Source organism: Roseateles sp. DAIF2 (genome assembly GCF_015624425.1).
Lineage (GTDB): Bacteria > Pseudomonadota > Gammaproteobacteria > Burkholderiales > Burkholderiaceae_C > Kinneretia.
The window spans coordinates 2,273,386-2,289,131 of record NZ_CP049919.1 but is presented as its reverse complement, the minus strand read 5'-3'; the positions used below and the strand labels follow the sequence as shown (position 1 = coordinate 2,289,131).

The window sequence follows — 15,746 nt, the reverse complement described above, 5'->3', positions numbered from 1 at the left end:
CTCTCTTCTCTTACTTCTGGATCAGGTAGTCGGGGCTGGCCATCACCAGCAGGATCGCGGCCTGCACGCGGTTCAGCCGGCGCGCCTCGGTATCGGTCTTGATCGTGGCCACTGCGGTGGCGATCGTCGCCTTGGTCGCCGCGGCCAGGCCGTCGCCGGCCAGGCGCAGCGCAACGCGCTCGACCAGCGCGGCCGCGTCCTCGACCAGGGCCAGCTCCTCCGTGTAGACCGGCTTGACCTCGCCGACGCCGTTGGCGATCGCGCCCTGCATGAAGTTCAGGTAGCCGGCCACCGTGCTCTCGTTGCAGAGCTGGAACTCGGGCGCGGTGATGCCATTGCTGCCCAGGCTGGAATTGGGCGGCACATAGCCGGGGCGGAAGAAGTTGAACACCGAGGGGCTGCGCAGCGGGCTCTGGCCCAGGCGGTTCGCGGGATTCGAGGTATCGCCGATGTTCCACAGCTCGGTCGGCGAGGTGACGCCGAAGCTGCGGCCCCATTGGATGAAGCGCTGCACCGGTTCGCGCAGCCGGCCCGACGAGGGGCCGGTGCCGGAGCTGCGCGCCTCGGGATCCAGCAGCACCGCGCGGATCACGGCCTTCAGGTCGCCGCGCAGGCCGCGGCCATTGTCGGCAAAGGCGGCCGCGACGCGCCGCACATAGGCCGGGCTGGGATGCGAGCAGACCAGGCGCTGGATCAGCTGGCGGCCGATGAAGGGGCCGACATTGGCATGGGCGGCCAGGGTGTCGAGCGCGGTCTTCATCGCGGCCGGGCCGTCGGCCGTGGCCGGGATCTCGACGTTCAGCACCTTCTTCGCGCCGCTGGAGAAGCGCGCGGCGTTGTGGCTCATCGGCCGGCGCATGAAGCTCGGGTCGGTCTCGCTCTTGCCGTCGAAATCCCAGCCGGTGAAGACGCGGGCCAGCTCGGTGATGTTGGCCTGGCTGTAGCTTTCCTTGGGCTTGCCGCCGGCGTCCAGCACCGGCGTGCCATCGGGGTTCAGCTCGTACAGGCCGATCGTGAACAGCTGCATCACCTCGCGCGCATAGTTCTCGTCCGGCGTGCTGCCCTTGCCGTCCTCCTTCTTGTTGCCGCGCATGTTCAGGTAGACGCCCATGCCGCAGGACAGGCTCACGCCCTCCAGCAGCTCGCGAAAGGTCCCGAAGGCGCGCTGCTCCAGCATGTCCACATAGGCGGCCGCGGCGAAATTCGCCCAGGCGGTCGGCAGGCCGCCCAGCGAGATCACGAAGATCTCGCTCAGCGCCAGCACCACGCGCTGGCGCAGCTGGTCGGGCGCCGACAGCCATTTGCGCCACAGGCTGTTGTCGACGCCGGCGAGGCTGTGCTTGTAGCTCTCCGCGCCATAGCCCTTGGCCAGCAGCCAGTCGGCATGCGAGGGGTTCGAGGCCAGCGCGAACTGCGCATCCAGCCAGGCCGAGTAGCCACGCGCCTTGACCGTCGCGATATCGGCCAGGCTGGCGGCAAAGCCGGCCTGGGCCAGGAAGCGCGCGGCCTCGGCGTCGCCGATCGCGACCGGGGCCGTGCCCGGCGAGGTGTCGGAGGGGTTGCTGCTTGCGCCCTCCTCACTGCCGCCACCACCTCCACCGCAGGCGCTCAGCGCCAGGGCGGCGAGCGCGGCCGGAGCCAGCGCCGACGGCGGCAGGGCCGGCTCGGCCGGTCGGGGGCTCAAGAGGAGGTCGTCGGGGGTACTGCTGCGGCTCGGGTTCATGCGAAGGGCTCTCGGATGCGCGAGCGCGAATCTACGGGTGCCACCGCCTTGCGCGGTAAGCGCCCTGCCTCATCTGCAAGCAGTCGTAAGTCGCGGGCGCGCGCTCGGCGCCCGCGTGAAATTCTCACGCTCCGCCCGGTGGAGCGGCCATGAAAAAAGGCCGGCAAAGCCGGCCCTTTCCAAGCAGCGTCGGGACGCTCAGAGCAGCGGCACGCCGGTCTTGCTCTGCACGAACTCGCGCGTCACGCCCTCGGCCAGCTCGACCAGCTTCAGGCCCTCTCGCGTCACGTCCATCACCGCCAGGTCGGTGATGATGCGGTTCACCACGCCCTGGCCGGTCAGCGGCAGGGTGCATTGGGGCAGGATCTTCAGGTCCTCGCTGCCGTCCTTCTTGCGCGCCACATGCTCCATCAGCACGATCACGCGCTTGACGCCGGCCACCAGGTCCATCGCGCCGCCCATGCCCTTGACCATCTTGCCGGGGATCATCCAGTTGGCCAGGTCGCCCTTGTCGGTGACCTGCATTGCGCCCAGGATGGACAGGTTGATCTTGCCGCCGCGGATCATCGCGAAGCTGTCATGGCTGCCGAAGATCGAAGAGCCCTTGATCGTCGTGACGGTCTGCTTGCCGGCGTTGATCAGGTCGGCGTCGACCTCGTCCTCGGTCGGGAAGGGGCCGATGCCCAGCATGCCGTTCTCGCTCTGCAGCCAGACTTCCTTGTCCGCCGGCACGAAGTTCGCCACCAGGGTCGGGATGCCGATGCCGAGGTTCACATAGAAGCCGTCTTCCAGCTCCTGGGCGGCGCGGGCCGCCATCTGGTCTTGGGTCCAGGGCATGATCAGGCTCCCTTCTTTTCTGACAGAGTGCGCTTCTCGATGCGCTTCTCGGGATTGGCGTTGACGACGATGCGGTGCACATAGATGCCCGGCAGATGCACCTCGTCCGGATCGATCGCGCCGGTCTCGACCAGTTGCTCGACCTCCACCACCGTCAGCTTGCCGGCCATCGCCGCGGCCGGGTTGAAGTTGCGCGCGGTGCGGCGGAACACCAGATTGCCGCTCTTGTCGGCCTTGAAGGCCTTGACCAGGGCCACATCGGGATTGAGCGCGCGCTCCATCACATAGGTATGGCCGTCGAACTCGCGCAGCTCCTTGCCCTCGGCGACGATGGTGCCGACGCCGGTGCGGGTGAAGAAGGCCGGAATGCCCGCGCCGCCGGCGCGCAGCTTCTCCGCCAGGGTGCCCTGCGGCGTGAACTCCAGCTCCAGCTCACCGGCCAGGTACTGGCGCTCGAACTCCTTGTTCTCGCCAACATAGCTGGAGATCATCTTCTTGATCTGGCGCGTCTCCAACAGCTGGCCGAGGCCGAAGCCGTCGACGCCGGCATTGTTCGAGATCACGGTCAGGTTCTTGACCGCGCTGTCGCGCAGCGCCGCGATCAGCGCCTCGGGAATGCCGCAAAGGCCGAAGCCGCCGACCGCCAGCAACTGGCCGTCGGCGACGATGCCCTTCAGCGCCTCGGCGGCGCTCGGGTAAAGCTTGTTCATGGGGGAATGTCTCCGTCTTGGATCGAATCGGACGGGGCACAGCGTACTACTTAAGGCGTTACGTAGGCATTACGTAAATTCGCCTAACGCGCCGTGCAAGCCTGACTTCAGTTGTTCCGATCCGCCAAAAGCCACTTCAGCGCCCAGCTGAGGGGCCTTCTCCACAGCAGGGTTTACCCAGTGTTATTGCAACACAAGGAACTAGGGTTTTCACCAAATTCTCTATGTAAAACAAAGAGATAACCGTCGCACATCGCCCTCAACCACCCTTAAGTAGGGTGCTATCGGCATAAGGCTTATGCCAGCATGGAGGCAGATGGCCTACCAAGCATATAGGTCATCACCACAAGCACCAAGGAGGGTATTTATGAAGAATGACCGAAGAATTAAAAATTCACTACTGTTTGCTTCTATCTTGCTGACTTCCAATATCGCCATCGCAGATGGAGAAAGTTATGAAAAGATCGACGGATCCATGACCGCCATTGTCAATTATGGAGGCGCGACGAAATCCTTCACCTACAAATCCACAGGATTTCGATATAGCGACAATGTACTGAGTCCAGTGACAAAAGCGATCAATTCAGTATATTTCAACCTCGGCACGAAACTACACGAAGTTATTAGAAATGAGGCGCAAGCACATAGTCAGTATCGTTCACATTACGTCACCCTTGACGGCCCCATAAACTTCACCTTCAGCCACACACCTGGCAACAACCATGCGGACGTGACCATGGGAGGATTACGCGCAACAGTAAACATGGACGTTGAGGATCGATATTGGGGAGTCAAAGTCAAGTGTCGGGTAACTATCAACTCCGGCGAGTTGTCGGCAAGCAAGGGCCGTCTTGACTTGGTTTCCGGCACGCTGGTCGGGCTTGTTGCCCAGGCGCCTCAAGTCAGCCATCAAGAAAGCTGCTCTACTTCTTTGGGATGGATTCCATTGATTGGTGATTTGGTCGACAAATTCGCAACTTCAAAAGCAGGAAATTACATGGATCAAATGCTTGACCGTGGATTTCAGGCAGACAGTTTGAATTTGAAGCCAGTCAAGTTCATGGGACTGGACGAAGCGCTTTCCGGCAAGGAGTGGCCGATCCCACCTCTTGGTAATGCGGCCGCCTATATCAGAGATAACTTATGGGCAGGATTTCAGGGTGATATTGTCACCGTCAGCATGGCTCGTGCACCTGGATTTGGTGCCTTCGTCACCGGAGAGCGTCTGAGGATAAGCTTTCCCAAATTGGGAGTAAGTTTGCGACTCGAAGAATATGCCTCTTACAAGCAAATACCGAATCCTTGCCGACCGGCCTGTATTCCCACCTAATTGCGAGCCGCACAAAGGGCAGCCAGTTACAGCTACAAACCTGATCACAAGGGAATTCTAGTTACTCTGGAGACTCTGACGGCCCTGAAGGTCAGAGTCTCACGTTAAATCACCACAGGACATACCGTCGAGATAGTCTGGGCTTAAGAGTCCAGGAGCCATCTCCGAGAACGATGTAAAGCCGTGTGTTCGAGCGGCGCCGCATGCAATACAGGTAGTCTTGTGTCTTGATTCAGCAGGAAGTCACTGAATCCGCACCAGCATCTTGCCGGCATTCGCCCCCTTGAACAGCCCGATGAAGGCCTGCGGCGCTTGGGCTAGGCCGTCGACGACGGTGTCGCGCAGCTGCACCTGGCCGGCGCGGATCCAGCCGAACATTTCGCGCTGGAACTCGGGCATCAGGTCCAGATGGTCCGACACCAGCATGCCCTGCAGGCTGATGCGTCGCTCGATGGCCAGGAAGATGTTGGCCGGGCCGGCGCGCCCGCCAGACCGAGGCGGGCCAGGTGCTGTACCGGCGTGGCAAGTCCCTGGTGGACCAGTCCGCTCGGCTGGAACGCGCCGCGCAAAGCCTGGCCAGCGGGCAGGAGCTGGAGCTGCGCCTGGCGGTGGAGAGCCTGTTCCCGATGGAGCCGCTGCTGCAATGCCTGCGCCGCTTCGCGGACGAGTCGCCGGAGACCCGGGTCGAGCTGTTCGAATCGGTGGTCAGCGGCACCGACGAGCTGTTGCTGGGCGGCCAGGTGGACCTGGCCATCTGTGCCGACGGCGTGCCGCCCGGACATACCGGCGAGGTGCTGCTGCGCTACCGCGCGCTGGCTGCGGCCGCGCCCTCGCATCCACTGCACCGGCTAGGCCGGCCACTGTCAGTGGAAGATCTGCGCGCGCACCGCCATCTGGTGATCCGCGACAGCGGCCAGCGGCGCGAGCGCCCCAGTGTTTGGCAGGTGACCCAGCAGCGCCTGACCGTCAGCCATCGCTCGACCTCGGTACGCGCCGCCTGCCTCGGCCTGGGCTTCGCCTGGTATGCCGAGGACTGGATCCGCGAGGAGCTGGCCGACGGCCGGCTGCGCCCCCTGCCCCTGATCGGCGGCGCCGAACGCTGGGGCGCCTTCTACCTGGTCTATCCGGATCCCGATGGTGCCGGGCTGGGCGCACGCCGGCTCGGCGCGCTGCTGAAGGAGGCCACGGCGGCGGCACCGGGCTGATCGCCCGCTACCATTGCGCGCAGCCCTCCCCATCACCCCCACCCAGCCGAGCCCGCCACCATGTCCCTCCCCGCCAGCGACCTGCAAGCCGCCATCCCATCCATCTTCGCGCCCTGGATCATCGCGATGGAGCTCGAGGTGCTGGAGGCCGGGCCGGGCGAGGTGCGGCTGCGCATGCCGGTCAAGCGCGACTATGTGCATGTCGGCGGCGTGATGTGCGGCCAGGCCGCGATGGCCGCGGCCGACACGGCGATGGTGCTGGCGATGATGGCCGAGCTGGGCGAGTTCCGGCCGATGACCACGGTGCAGCTCAACACCAGCTTCCTGCGCCCGATCTCGGCCGATCATTGCCTGGTCTCGGCCAAGGTGCTGCGCAGCGGCAAGAGCCTGGCCTTCGGCACCATCGACATCGCCAACCCCGACGGCCGGCTGGCCGTGCAGGCCACCACCACCTACGCGCTGCTCTGAGCCGGCCCGCGTGATGGGTCTGGACTACCGCACCGCCTTCGAGATGGCACCGATCGGCCTGGTGCTGTCCAAGCAGCGCCTGATCATCGACTGCAACCAGCTGCTGCTGCGCATGTTCGGCGCCACGCGCGAGCAGCTGATCGGCCAGAGCTTCGCGGTGCTCTACCCCAGCCCGGCCGAGTTCGAGCACACCGGCGAGCGCATCCTCGCGATGCTCGATGCCCAGGGCTATTACGCCGATGACCGCGTGATGCGCCGCGTCGGCAGCCACGAGCTGTTCTGGTGCCATGTCTCGGGCCGCGCGCTGGACCCGGCCGACCCCCATGCCGAGGGCATCTGGAGCTTCGAGGACCTGTCGCGTCGGCGCCAGTTGAAGGCCGAGCTGACCGCGCGCGAGCGCGAGATCGCCGCCCTCCTGATCGAGGGCCTGACCAGCAAGCTGATCGGCAAGCGCCTGGGCATCAGCCCGCGCACCGTCGACGTCTACCGCGCCCGGCTGATGAAGAAGTACGAGGCCGCGACCACGCCGGAACTGGTGCACAAGCTGCTGAGCTGAGCCGCGGGCCTGCCGGGTACCCCCGGACATTCCCTAGGAGCCGCCGCGGTGCGCCAGTACGCCTCGATGGGCGACAGGCGCCCGTTTCTCTCTGTAAAGCGTGCCGAAACTCACACCCGGCGCGCTGCTTCACGGGTTTACCCCGCCCCATGAATGCAGGGGCGCCGGGCGACATGGTTTTGGCGCCGGGCCGCTTATGGTCGCGGCTCGCGGCATGGTGATCCGCCCGAGGTCCTACAGGGCCATGAGGTGGGACGAGCGGCGCACAGTCCTGGGACGGGGGACTCATCAAGCAGTAGGGACAACTCCGGGTGGGAAGGTTTGCGGCTCGATCACGATGCCTGGTCAGTGCATTCGTATGGTCATGGATCGCAGCAAAAAGCCATCACAGGAGTCCCATCGATGAAACGCGTCTTCAAGAACAAAGGTCTGGCCGCCGCCCTGCTGGGTGCCGCCCTCTGCCTGCCGGGCATCGCCTCGGCCGGCGTCGTCTGGAACGAGAAAGGCCTCGCCGGCGCCGGCGACCTGCTGAACACCGCCCAGGTCACCTACGACAGCAGCTTCAACGCGCTCGACGCCATCACCGGCGCGCTGACCACCAGCGTTGCGGTGGGCGGCAACCCGCTCTACCAGGTCGACCTCTACAAGATCCGCATCAACGCGGCCACCTTCTCGGCCCGCACCACCAGCGATTCGGACTTCGACACCGCCCTCTACCTGTTCGATGCGGCGGGCCATGGCGTCTACAGCAATGACGATGCCGACGGCCTGCTTTCGCTGCTGCCCAGCGGCCATGGCGCCGGCCCGCTCAGCGACGGCGTCTACTACCTCGCGGTGGCGGTCGGCGGCTTCATCGCCCATGACGCCAGCAACCTGGCCAGCTTCCTGAGCGGCGGTTCCAACGATGTGCTGGGCGGCGACCCCACCGCCGGCCCGCTGGCCGGCTGGACCGAGGGCTTCCTCAACTTCGAGGAGGCCGCGCGCAGCTACCGCATCGCACTGACCGGCGCCACCAACGGCGAGCTGCCCGAGCCGGCCAGCCTTGGTCTGCTGCTGGCCGCCGGCCTCGGCGCCGTGGCCGCGCGTCGCTCGGCCCGCAAGTCCTGACCCCATCGGCATTGACTTCTTCGTCTAGGAGATCCGCCACCATGGTTTCCCATTCCCTGTTGCGCAGCGCCGCCCTGATCGGCGCTGCAATCGCCACGCTGAGCGCGGCCCATGCCCAGCAAGGCCTCGCGCCGCGCGCCGCCACGGTCGAGCCGCTGGCCAGCCCCGTCACCGGCACCGCCCTGTCCCAGCTGGGCCGGCAGACCGGCACGGTCCAGGTGGTCGTGCGCCTGGCCGACCAGCCGCTGGCCCTGGCCGTCGGCGCCAACGCCAAACGCACCGGCGGCAGCATGACCCTGGCCCAGCGCCAGGCCTATGTGTCCGCTTTGAAGTCCAAGCAGGACGCGGTGATGGGTCAGATCAAGACCCTGGGCGGCACCGAACTGACGCGCCTGAGCAAGAGCTACAACGCGCTGGTCATCGCGGCCGACGCCTCAAAGCTGCCGCAGATCGCCCGCATCGCCGGCGTCAGCGCGCTGCGTCCGGTCGTCGACCTGCAGACCTCGCTGCGCAACAGCGTGCCCTATGTCGGCGCCCGGGCGCTGCAGGACCTGGGCCTGACCGGCCAGGGCGTCAAGATCGCGGTGCTGGACTCCGGCATCGACTACACCCACCGCAATCTCGGCGGCCCCGGCAACCCGGCGGCCTTCGCCAGCGCCGCGGCAGCGGCGGACGGCACCGCGCCGGCCGGCCTGTACCCCAGCGCCAAGGTGATCGGCGGCTATGACTTCGTCGGTGGCAGCTGGCCCAACGGCCCGCTCGCGCCGGACGCCAACCCGATCGACGCCGGCACCGGCGCCGGCCATGGCACGCATGTGGCCGACATCGCCGCCGGCGCCAGCCTCGACGGCCTGCACAAGGGCATGGCGCCGGACGCCAAGCTCTACGCGGTCAAGGTCTGCTCCAGCGTCACCACCAGCTGCAGCGGCGTCGCGATCCTGCAGGGCCTGGAATGGGCGATGGACCCGCGCGGCGACCTCAGCTTCGCCGACGCGGCCGATGTGGTGAACCTCTCGCTGGGCGCCAACTACGGCCAGCGCGAGAACCCCGCGACCGAGGCCGTCTCCAACCTGGCGCGCTTCGGCATCGTGGTGGTGGCCTCGGCCGGCAACTCGGGCGACAAGCCCTTCGTGGTCGGCTCGCCCTCGAACGCGGCCGAGGCGATCAGCGTCGCCCAGACCGCGATGCCCACCGACACCGCGATCCCGCTGCTCATCACGGCGCCGGCGGCGATCGCCGGCAGCTACGCCAACACCGCGCAACTGCCCTGGGCCCCGCTCGGCGCCGGCTTCAGCGGCACCGTGCGCCTGGGCGGCCTGGCCTGCACCCCGGCCGAGACGCCCGACCTCACGGGCGCCGTGGCCCTGGTCGACCGCGGCAACTGCAACATCAGCGAGAAGGTCTCCAACGCCAGCGCGAAGGGCGCGATCGGCGTGCTGATCGCCAACAATGTGGCCGGCGATGCGCCGAGCTTCAGCTTCGGCACCGGCACCCCGCCCTTCAACCCCAGCCTGGTGATCACGCAGGCCACCGGCAACCTGATCAAGGCCCGGCCGGACGGCACGGTGGCGGTCAGCGTCAGCGCGGCCAATGCCCTGTCGCTGGCCGGCAGCATGGCCACGACCTCCTCGCGCGGCCCCTCGTTCAACTTCGCGGCGCTCAAGCCCGAGATCGGCGCGCCCGGCGCCTCGATCTCGGCGCTGACCGGCACCGCGACCGGCGAGGAAGCCTTCGGCGGCACCTCGGGCGCGGCCCCGGTGGTCAGCGGCGCCGCGGCCCTGCTGCTGCAGAAGTTCCCGGCGGCCACGGTCTCGGAGATCAAGTCGCGGCTGATGAACTCGGCCACCACCACCGTCTACACCAACCCGGCCACCCAGCCCGGCGTGCTCGCGCCGATCACCCGCATCGGCGGCGGCGAGGTGCGCGTCGACCGGGCGGCAAGCATCACCACCGGCCTGTGGGATGCCAGCAACCCCTTCAGCGTCGGCCTGTCCTTCGGTGCCGTCAAGGCAGCCGGCAACAGCACCCTGAGCAAGAAGGTCGCGGTGCGCAACTACGGCGCCTCGCCGCGCACCTACACGATCACGCGCGGCTTCCGCTACGCCAATGACGAGGCCAACGGCGCGGTGACGCTGAGCGCCCCGGCCAGCATCACGGTGCCGGCCAACGGCAGCTCGTCCTTCACCCTGACCCTGAGCCTGGACGCCAGCAAGCTGCCGGCCTGGAACCTGGGCTCGGCCGCCAACCAGGGCAACGGCGTGCTGCTCTCGGCGATGGAGTACGACGGCTACATCACGGTCTCCGACGGCACGGACGGCGCCACCCTGCCCTGGCATATCCTGCCGCGCAAGAGCGCCAACAACCTGGCCGCCCCCTCGCTGGCGCTGGGCGGCGCGAGTGGCGGCAACCTGCCGCTGAGCAACCTGAACGCGGCGGTGCCCGGTCCGGTGGAAGTGTTCGCGCTGACCGGCACCAGCCCGCAGAGCAGCACCAGCGCGCCGCCCTATGGTGGCAACCAGATCCTGGCCGACATCAAGGCGGTCGGCGTGCGCCAGGTCAATCTCGGCGGTCCGCTGGGGCTGCAGTTCGCGATCGCGTCCTATGGCGAGCGTGCCCATCCGGCTTATCCGGCGGAGTACAGCGTCTATGTGGACTCGAACAACGACGGCACGCCCGACTACGCGGTCTACAACAGCGAGAACACCGGTTTCGGCGCCTCGGGCCAGACGGTGGTGACGGTGCGCAACCTGGCCACCAACGCGACCGTGGTGCGCTTCTACGCCGATGCGGACCTGATGTCCTCCAACATCGTCTACACGGTGCAGGCCTCGGACATCGGCATCACCAGCGCATCGCAGCAGTTCAGCTTCTCGGTCTACGCCTTCGACAACTACTTCACCGGCGACCTGACCGATGCGGTGGTCAACATGAAGCACACGCTGTCCGCGCCGCGCTTCACCAGCCCGCTGGGCGACTCGCTGACCGTGCCGATGGGCTACAACGACGTCCTGCCGGTCGGCAGCAACCCGGCCGGCGCGACCGCTTCGCCCTCGCAGAAGGGCCTGCTGCTGCTGCACCGCACCGCGCGCACCGCCCGCGAGTCGGACGTGGTGACGATCACGCCCTGAGCGCTCACCGCCTCTGCATCGAAGCCACCCGCCCGGGTGGCTTTTTTCATGCTTTTAGCGCCGGCGTTCCAGCAGCTCGAACAGACCCATGCCGGCCAGCATCGCGGCGACGAACACCAGCGCCTTGCCCTCGCCCAGGCCCAGCGCGACCAGCGCCGGTCCGGGGCAGAAGCCGGCCAGGCCCCAGCCGATGCCAAAGGCCAGGCTGCCCAGCACCAGGCGGCGGTCGATGCGGCGCGCGGCGGGCAGCTGCATCACCTCGCCCAGCAGCGCGCGCTCGCGCCGCCCCGCCCAGGCGAAGGCCGGCAGGGCCACCGCGATCGCACCGGCCATCACCAGGGCCAGCGAGGGATCCCAGGCCCCGGCCAGGTCGAGAAAGCCCAGCACCTTGGCCGGATCGGCCATGCCGGACAGGATCAGGCCCAGGCCGAACAGCAGGCCCGCCAGCAAGGCACTCAGAATGGTTTTCACAGCAGATGCCTCGCGACAAAGACGGCCGCGAAACCCGCGGCCATGAACACCAGGGTGGCGACCAGCGAGCGCGGCGACAGCCGCGCCAGGCCGCAGACGCCATGGCCGCTGGTGCAGCCGGCGCCATAGCGCGTGCCCAGCCCCACCAGCAGCCCGGCGGCGACCAACAGGCCCCAACCCGCGTCGATGCGCGGCGCCGGCCGCGCGGCCAGCAGGCCCCACAGCAGCGGCGCACCGATCAGCCCGGCCAGGAAGGCCAGGCGCCAGCCGCGTTCCGCGCTGGGCTGCAGCAGCGCCCCCAGCACGCCGCTGATGCCGGCGATGCGGCCGTTCAGCAGCACCAACAGCGCGGCCGCCAGGCCGATCAGCGCCCCGCCGGCGAGCGCGCTCCAGGGGGTGAACTGGTCCCAGGCCACTTCGATCATCATGATGTCGCCCCCTCCTGTGGGCAGTAGAGTTGGTACAGCAAGGCCAGCAGCGGCAGTAGTTGCGCATCGCCGATGCGGTAGTAGATGTTCTTGCCCTCGCGCCGGGTCTCGACCACGCCCTCGTTGCGCAGCACGCCTAGCTGCTGCGACAAGGTGGGCTGGCGGATGCCCAGCCGGGACTCGAGATCGCCGACATTGGCCTCGCCCTGCGAGAGCTGGCACAGCAGCAGCAGCCGGTCCTCGTTGGCCAGCAGCTTCAGCCGCGCCACCGCCAGACCGGCGGCCGTGCGCAGTTGCGCCATGTCAATCTCCGCGGGCTCGGCAAGGGCGGTGGCGGGTTTCTTCATTGCAAACAATATACAAAAAAATATAATGTCAATCAATAAAGCAAGGACATTCCGATGAGCAGCAGCGCCAGCCACCCCATGGCCCCGCAGATCCAGGCCTTCTACGACCCGCCGACCGGCACCATCTCCTACCTGCTGTGGGATGCATCGAGCCGGCGCGCCGCGCTGATCGATCCGGTGCTGGACTTCGACGTCAAGGCCGGTCGCACCCGCACGCAGTCGGCCGACGCGATGCTGGCGCGGGTCGCCGAGCTGGGCCTGGGCGTGGACTGGATCCTTGAGACCCATGCCCATGCCGACCATCTGTCGGCCGCCCATTACCTGCGCTCGCGCGTCGGCGGCCGCATCGCGATCGGCGAGCATATCCGCGAGGTGCAGGCCACCTTCAAGACCCTCTACAACCTGGAACGCGGCTTCCTTCCCGACGGCAGCCAGTTCGACCATCTGTTCCGCGACGGCGAGCACTTCCGGCTCGGCGAGCTGCAGATCGAGGCCCTGTTGGTGCCCGGCCATACGCCGGCCGACATGGCCTACCGCGTCGGCGACGCGGTCTTCGTCGGCGACACCCTGTTCATGCCCGACCTGGGCAGCGCGCGCGCCGACTTCCCCGGCGGCGATGCGCGCCAGCTCTACCGCTCGATGCGCCGCATCCTGGACCTGCCGCCGGAAACCCGCATCTTCGTCTGCCACGACTACCCGAACGGCCGCGAGCCGCAATGGCAGAGCACGGTGGCCGAACAGCGCGCACGCAACATCCATGTGCGCGATGGCCTGAGCGAGGAGCAGTTCGTCGCGCTGCGCCAGGCGCGCGATGCCACGCTCGAGATGCCCACCCTGATCCTGCCCTCGATCCAGGTCAATGTGCGCGCCGGCCAGCTGCCGCCGCCGGACGACAACGGCATCGCCTATCTGCGCATCCCGCTGAACGCGCTGCCGGACAAGCGCTGAGTTTGCGCGCGCGCCGGGTGCGCGCATCCCCCGAAACAGGCTATCCCGCCCACCCCTCGCCCATGCCTATGCTCGACCCCAGACAAGGGGCCGCGCATGTTGTCTCTGCATAGGGTCCGACTCCGTACTCTCGCCTTCGCCTCACGCCGGCTGGCCGCCGGCGCGCTGCTGCTGGGCGGCCTGCTGCAGGCCTGCGGCGGTGGTCATGACGGCGCCATCGAGTCGCTGCCGCCGATCCCGCAGGTGGTCCGCATCGATGCCCGCCAGGGCGACCCGATCGGCGCCCGGCTGCTGAACACCCTCGAGCTGCACGAGTTCCGGGCCGCGCTGGCCGAAGCCGGCGGCCGCGCGCCGCAGCTGACGCCGCGCTACCGCGTGCAGGCCTGGCGGCTCGACTATCACACGATCGACGCGAGTGGCCACCTGGTCGAGGCCTCGGCGCTGCTGGGCATCCCGCTCAAGCTCCAGGGCAGCGGCAGCCCGGTGCTGAGCTACCAGCATGGCACCCTGGCGCGCGACCAGCGCGCGCCCAGCAACCATGCGGTGCCGGAGGAGCCAGCCCTGCTGCTGGCCTCGGCCGGCTACATCGTGCTGGCGCCCGACTATGTCGGCTACGGCCGCAGCAAGGGCCTGCCCCATCCCTATCTGCTGGCCACGCCCTCGGCCGCCGCGGTGCTGGACCTGCTGAGCGCCGCCAAGCGCTGGCGCCGCGAGCAGGGCATCGCCGACAACGGCCAGCTGTTCCTGGCCGGCTACTCCGAGGGCGGCTATGTCACGATGGCCGCGCACCGCGCGCTGCAGAGCGGCGCCCATGCGCTGCATGCCGAGCTGGTGGCCAGCGTGCCCGGGGCCGGCCCCTACCATGTGGGCGCGACCCTGGACGCCTGGCAGCAGCGCTTCGCCGAGCACAGCCCGCTGCTGGCGCGGCTGCTGAACCCGACCCTGATGAAGAACCTGGGCGTCGCGGCGCGCCGGCTGGTGCGCGACCACCTGCTGCGCGAGGCGCTGGGCGACGATGCCGACGTGCGCTTTAGGCCCGACTTCATCGACAACTACCTGGCCGACGACGAGGCCGCGCTGGAGCGCGACAGCAATGTGCACGACTGGCGCCCCGAGCGACCGCTGTGGCTCTACCACGGCCGCGAGGACCATACCGTGCCCTACGAAAGCGCGATGCAGGCGCTGCAAGCGATGCGCTCGCGCGGCGCGCCGGACACCGCGCTGACCGACTGCCCGGCCCGGCCGGCCGGGCACCGCTCCTGCGTGCTGCCCTACTGGGACTTCATGCTGGCGCGCATCGGCGCGCTGGCGCGTGATCTCTGAGCCGACTCACTGCGGCGGCTCGGGTACCAACGGCCGTACGTCCAGGCCCATGCCGGCGATGCTGGGTGGGGCCGCAGCGTCATCCGCCTCGCGCCAGCCCCGCGTTGCCGCATCGCGGTAGAGCCGGAACTCGAAGTCCCCCACCCGGCCGAAGGCCTCGCCGGCGCCGGGCGCCAGCAGGGCCGCCATCGCCCGCAACAGCGCGCCCTCGCGCAGCAGCTCCGGATGGATCGCGGGCGCGCCGACGGCCGGGCCGGGCGCAGGCATCGCCGTGCGCCCCGCCGCCGCCCGGGTCTGCCCGCTGGACAGTTCATGGCTGTCGCCATCGGCCAGGAAGCTCAGCCGCGCGCCGCGCAGATTGAAGGCGCCCAGCGCCGGATCATGGGCGGCCGCGCCCAGGTCTACCAGCAGCGCGCCGCCGCGGCCGACCGCCTCCAGCCGGCCCTGGCCGATCACCACCGCGCTGTCCTCCTCAATGCCCAGGCCGAGCCGGTAGCCGCGCGCCACCATCAGCGGCAGCAATCGCGCGAGCCGGCCGCGGCGCAGGAAATGCTGATCGATCAGCAGCTCCGGCCCGGCGAAGCCCAGGCCGTCGCCGATCTCATGGCCCTCGCGCAGTCGCCCCAGCAGGGCCTGCTGCACATCGGGCGCGTCGCGGAACATGGTGTGGCTCATCGCCGCGGCGCCGGCGCTGGTGCCGGCGATCACGCCGCCGCGCCGGTACAGCGCCCAGATCGCCTCCAGCAGCGCGGTCGGCCGCCCGCCCGGCCGCAGGGTGTCGACGATCAGCGCCTGCGCGCCGCCGGTGAAGAACACGCCGTCGGCCTGTTGCAGCCGGGCCAGATGGGCTGGGTCCTGCAGTTCGCGCTTCAGGTCCACGCCCTGCAACGCCGGCGCCACCGGCAGCCAGCTCGCCATCGCGCCCTCGCGCTGCAAGGCCTCGACCGCCCGCTCCGCCGCGCGCGCCGGATTGCCGGCCGCGGTGGCCAGCACCACGAAGCGCGCGCCCGGCCCGCCCGCCTCGGCCACGATGCGCTGCCAGACCGCGCGATGCTCGAAACGCAGCGCCCCGCCGATCGCGACCAGGGTCTGCGCCGCGGCCGGCACCGCGAGCAGCGCGCCCAGCAGCAGCAGGAGCGGGCGGCGCAAGACCCGACCCCGGGCC

General features: G+C 68.4%; 16 protein-coding genes. 8 read left to right on the top strand and 8 right to left on the bottom strand.

Annotated elements, in window-relative coordinates; all coding sequences use genetic code 11:
• Positions 1-10 precede the first annotated feature (10 nt).
• The 3 genes from G8A07_RS10670 to G8A07_RS10660 form a co-directional block, all read right to left on the bottom strand.
• A complete protein-coding gene (locus tag G8A07_RS10670; protein WP_195796978.1) occupies positions 11-1,723 on the bottom strand; it encodes a DUF1800 family protein in 1,713 nt (570 codons plus the stop codon).
• Positions 1,724-1,921: 198 nt separating this feature from the next.
• Positions 1,922-2,560, bottom strand: coding sequence for a 3-oxoacid CoA-transferase subunit B (locus G8A07_RS10665; RefSeq protein ID WP_195796977.1), 639 nt, complete (start codon positions 2,558-2,560; stop codon positions 1,922-1,924).
• 2 nt (positions 2,561-2,562) lie between these two features.
• Positions 2,563-3,270, bottom strand: coding sequence for a CoA transferase subunit A (locus tag G8A07_RS10660; protein ID WP_195796976.1), 708 nt, complete (start codon positions 3,268-3,270; stop codon positions 2,563-2,565).
• A 367-nt stretch (positions 3,271-3,637) separates the two neighbouring features.
• Between G8A07_RS10660 and G8A07_RS10655 the strand changes: the two genes are divergently transcribed.
• Positions 3,638-4,600 (top strand): hypothetical protein, encoded by a 963-nt coding sequence (locus G8A07_RS10655; RefSeq protein WP_195796975.1) that lies wholly within the window; start codon positions 3,638-3,640, stop codon positions 4,598-4,600.
• Between the two features lie 243 nt (positions 4,601-4,843).
• Here the strand turns inward: G8A07_RS10655 and G8A07_RS10650 are convergent, their stop codons facing one another.
• Positions 4,844-5,026: a hypothetical protein gene (locus tag G8A07_RS10650; protein WP_195796974.1), complete on the bottom strand. Its 183-nt coding sequence runs from the start codon at positions 5,024-5,026 to the stop codon at positions 4,844-4,846.
• An 80-nt stretch (positions 5,027-5,106) separates the two neighbouring features.
• Between G8A07_RS10650 and G8A07_RS10645 the strand changes: the two genes are divergently transcribed.
• The 5 genes from G8A07_RS10645 to G8A07_RS10625 all read left to right on the top strand — a co-directional run bounded on the left by G8A07_RS10645 (position 5,107) and on the right by G8A07_RS10625 (position 11,064).
• Complete coding sequence (locus G8A07_RS10645; RefSeq protein WP_195796973.1) at positions 5,107-5,805, top strand: LysR substrate-binding domain-containing protein; 699 nt, start codon at positions 5,107-5,109, stop codon at positions 5,803-5,805.
• Between the two features lie 60 nt (positions 5,806-5,865).
• A complete protein-coding gene (locus tag G8A07_RS10640) occupies positions 5,866-6,273 on the top strand; it encodes a PaaI family thioesterase (protein ID WP_195796972.1) in 408 nt (135 codons plus the stop codon).
• Positions 6,274-6,286: 13 nt separating this feature from the next.
• Positions 6,287-6,829, top strand: coding sequence for a LuxR C-terminal-related transcriptional regulator (locus G8A07_RS10635; RefSeq protein WP_195796971.1), 543 nt, complete (start codon positions 6,287-6,289; stop codon positions 6,827-6,829).
• Between the two features lie 402 nt (positions 6,830-7,231).
• Positions 7,232-7,936: a PEP-CTERM sorting domain-containing protein gene (locus G8A07_RS10630; protein ID WP_195796970.1), complete on the top strand. Its 705-nt coding sequence runs from the start codon at positions 7,232-7,234 to the stop codon at positions 7,934-7,936.
• 41 nt (positions 7,937-7,977) lie between these two features.
• Entirely contained in the window at positions 7,978-11,064 is a 3,087-nt protein-coding gene (locus G8A07_RS10625; protein WP_195796969.1) for a S8 family serine peptidase, read from the top strand.
• Positions 11,065-11,118: 54 nt separating this feature from the next.
• Here G8A07_RS10625 and G8A07_RS10620 read toward each other — a convergent pair whose 3' ends face one another.
• The 3 genes from G8A07_RS10620 to G8A07_RS10610 are packed head-to-tail and all read right to left on the bottom strand — an operon-like array spanning position 11,119 to position 12,265.
• Complete coding sequence (locus G8A07_RS10620) at positions 11,119-11,535, bottom strand: YeeE/YedE family protein (RefSeq protein WP_195796968.1); 417 nt, start codon at positions 11,533-11,535, stop codon at positions 11,119-11,121.
• Positions 11,532-11,963 (bottom strand): YeeE/YedE family protein, encoded by a 432-nt coding sequence (locus tag G8A07_RS10615; protein ID WP_213086263.1) that lies wholly within the window; start codon positions 11,961-11,963, stop codon positions 11,532-11,534. Before G8A07_RS10615 ends, G8A07_RS10620 begins: the two co-directional genes overlap by 4 nt.
• Positions 11,960-12,265 (bottom strand): helix-turn-helix transcriptional regulator, encoded by a 306-nt coding sequence (locus tag G8A07_RS10610; RefSeq protein ID WP_195796967.1) that lies wholly within the window; start codon positions 12,263-12,265, stop codon positions 11,960-11,962. Before G8A07_RS10610 ends, G8A07_RS10615 begins: the two co-directional genes overlap by 4 nt.
• Before the next feature lie 99 nt (positions 12,266-12,364).
• Here G8A07_RS10610 and G8A07_RS10605 point away from each other — a divergent pair, with 99 nt between their 5' ends.
• Complete coding sequence (locus G8A07_RS10605) at positions 12,365-13,258, top strand: MBL fold metallo-hydrolase (RefSeq protein WP_249937297.1); 894 nt, start codon at positions 12,365-12,367, stop codon at positions 13,256-13,258.
• Positions 13,259-13,354: 96 nt separating this feature from the next.
• Positions 13,355-14,581 carry a S9 family peptidase gene (locus G8A07_RS10600; protein ID WP_195796966.1) on the top strand — a complete coding sequence of 409 codons (1,227 nt, stop codon included), beginning with the start codon at positions 13,355-13,357 and terminating at the stop codon, positions 14,579-14,581.
• Positions 14,582-14,587: 6 nt separating this feature from the next.
• Here G8A07_RS10600 and G8A07_RS10595 read toward each other — a convergent pair whose 3' ends face one another.
• On the bottom strand, positions 14,588-15,730 hold the full coding sequence (locus G8A07_RS10595; RefSeq protein ID WP_195796965.1) for a cyanophycinase: 1,143 nt from the start codon (positions 15,728-15,730) through the stop codon (positions 14,588-14,590).
• Positions 15,731-15,746: the final 16 nt, after the last annotated feature.

Coding starts and splice junctions, on each gene's coding strand:
- G8A07_RS10630 (WP_195796970.1), top strand. CDS start 7,232: ATGAAACGCGTCTTCAAGAACAAAGGTCTGGCCGCCGCCCTGCTGGGT.
- G8A07_RS10655 (WP_195796975.1), top strand. CDS start 3,638: ATGAAGAATGACCGAAGAATTAAAAATTCACTACTGTTTGCTTCTATC.
- G8A07_RS10660 (WP_195796976.1), bottom strand. CDS start 3,270: ATGAACAAGCTTTACCCGAGCGCCGCCGAGGCGCTGAAGGGCATCGTC.
- G8A07_RS10670 (WP_195796978.1), bottom strand. CDS start 1,723: ATGAACCCGAGCCGCAGCAGTACCCCCGACGACCTCCTCTTGAGCCCC.
- G8A07_RS10635 (WP_195796971.1), top strand. CDS start 6,287: ATGGGTCTGGACTACCGCACCGCCTTCGAGATGGCACCGATCGGCCTG.
- G8A07_RS10610 (WP_195796967.1), bottom strand. CDS start 12,265: ATGGCGCAACTGCGCACGGCCGCCGGTCTGGCGGTGGCGCGGCTGAAG.
- G8A07_RS10615 (WP_213086263.1), bottom strand. CDS start 11,963: ATGATGATCGAAGTGGCCTGGGACCAGTTCACCCCCTGGAGCGCGCTC.
- G8A07_RS10625 (WP_195796969.1), top strand. CDS start 7,978: ATGGTTTCCCATTCCCTGTTGCGCAGCGCCGCCCTGATCGGCGCTGCA.
- G8A07_RS10605 (WP_249937297.1), top strand. CDS start 12,365: ATGAGCAGCAGCGCCAGCCACCCCATGGCCCCGCAGATCCAGGCCTTC.
- G8A07_RS10650 (WP_195796974.1), bottom strand. CDS start 5,026: ATGCTGGTGTCGGACCATCTGGACCTGATGCCCGAGTTCCAGCGCGAA.
- G8A07_RS10600 (WP_195796966.1), top strand. CDS start 13,355: ATGTTGTCTCTGCATAGGGTCCGACTCCGTACTCTCGCCTTCGCCTCA.
- G8A07_RS10640 (WP_195796972.1), top strand. CDS start 5,866: ATGTCCCTCCCCGCCAGCGACCTGCAAGCCGCCATCCCATCCATCTTC.
- G8A07_RS10665 (WP_195796977.1), bottom strand. CDS start 2,560: ATGCCCTGGACCCAAGACCAGATGGCGGCCCGCGCCGCCCAGGAGCTG.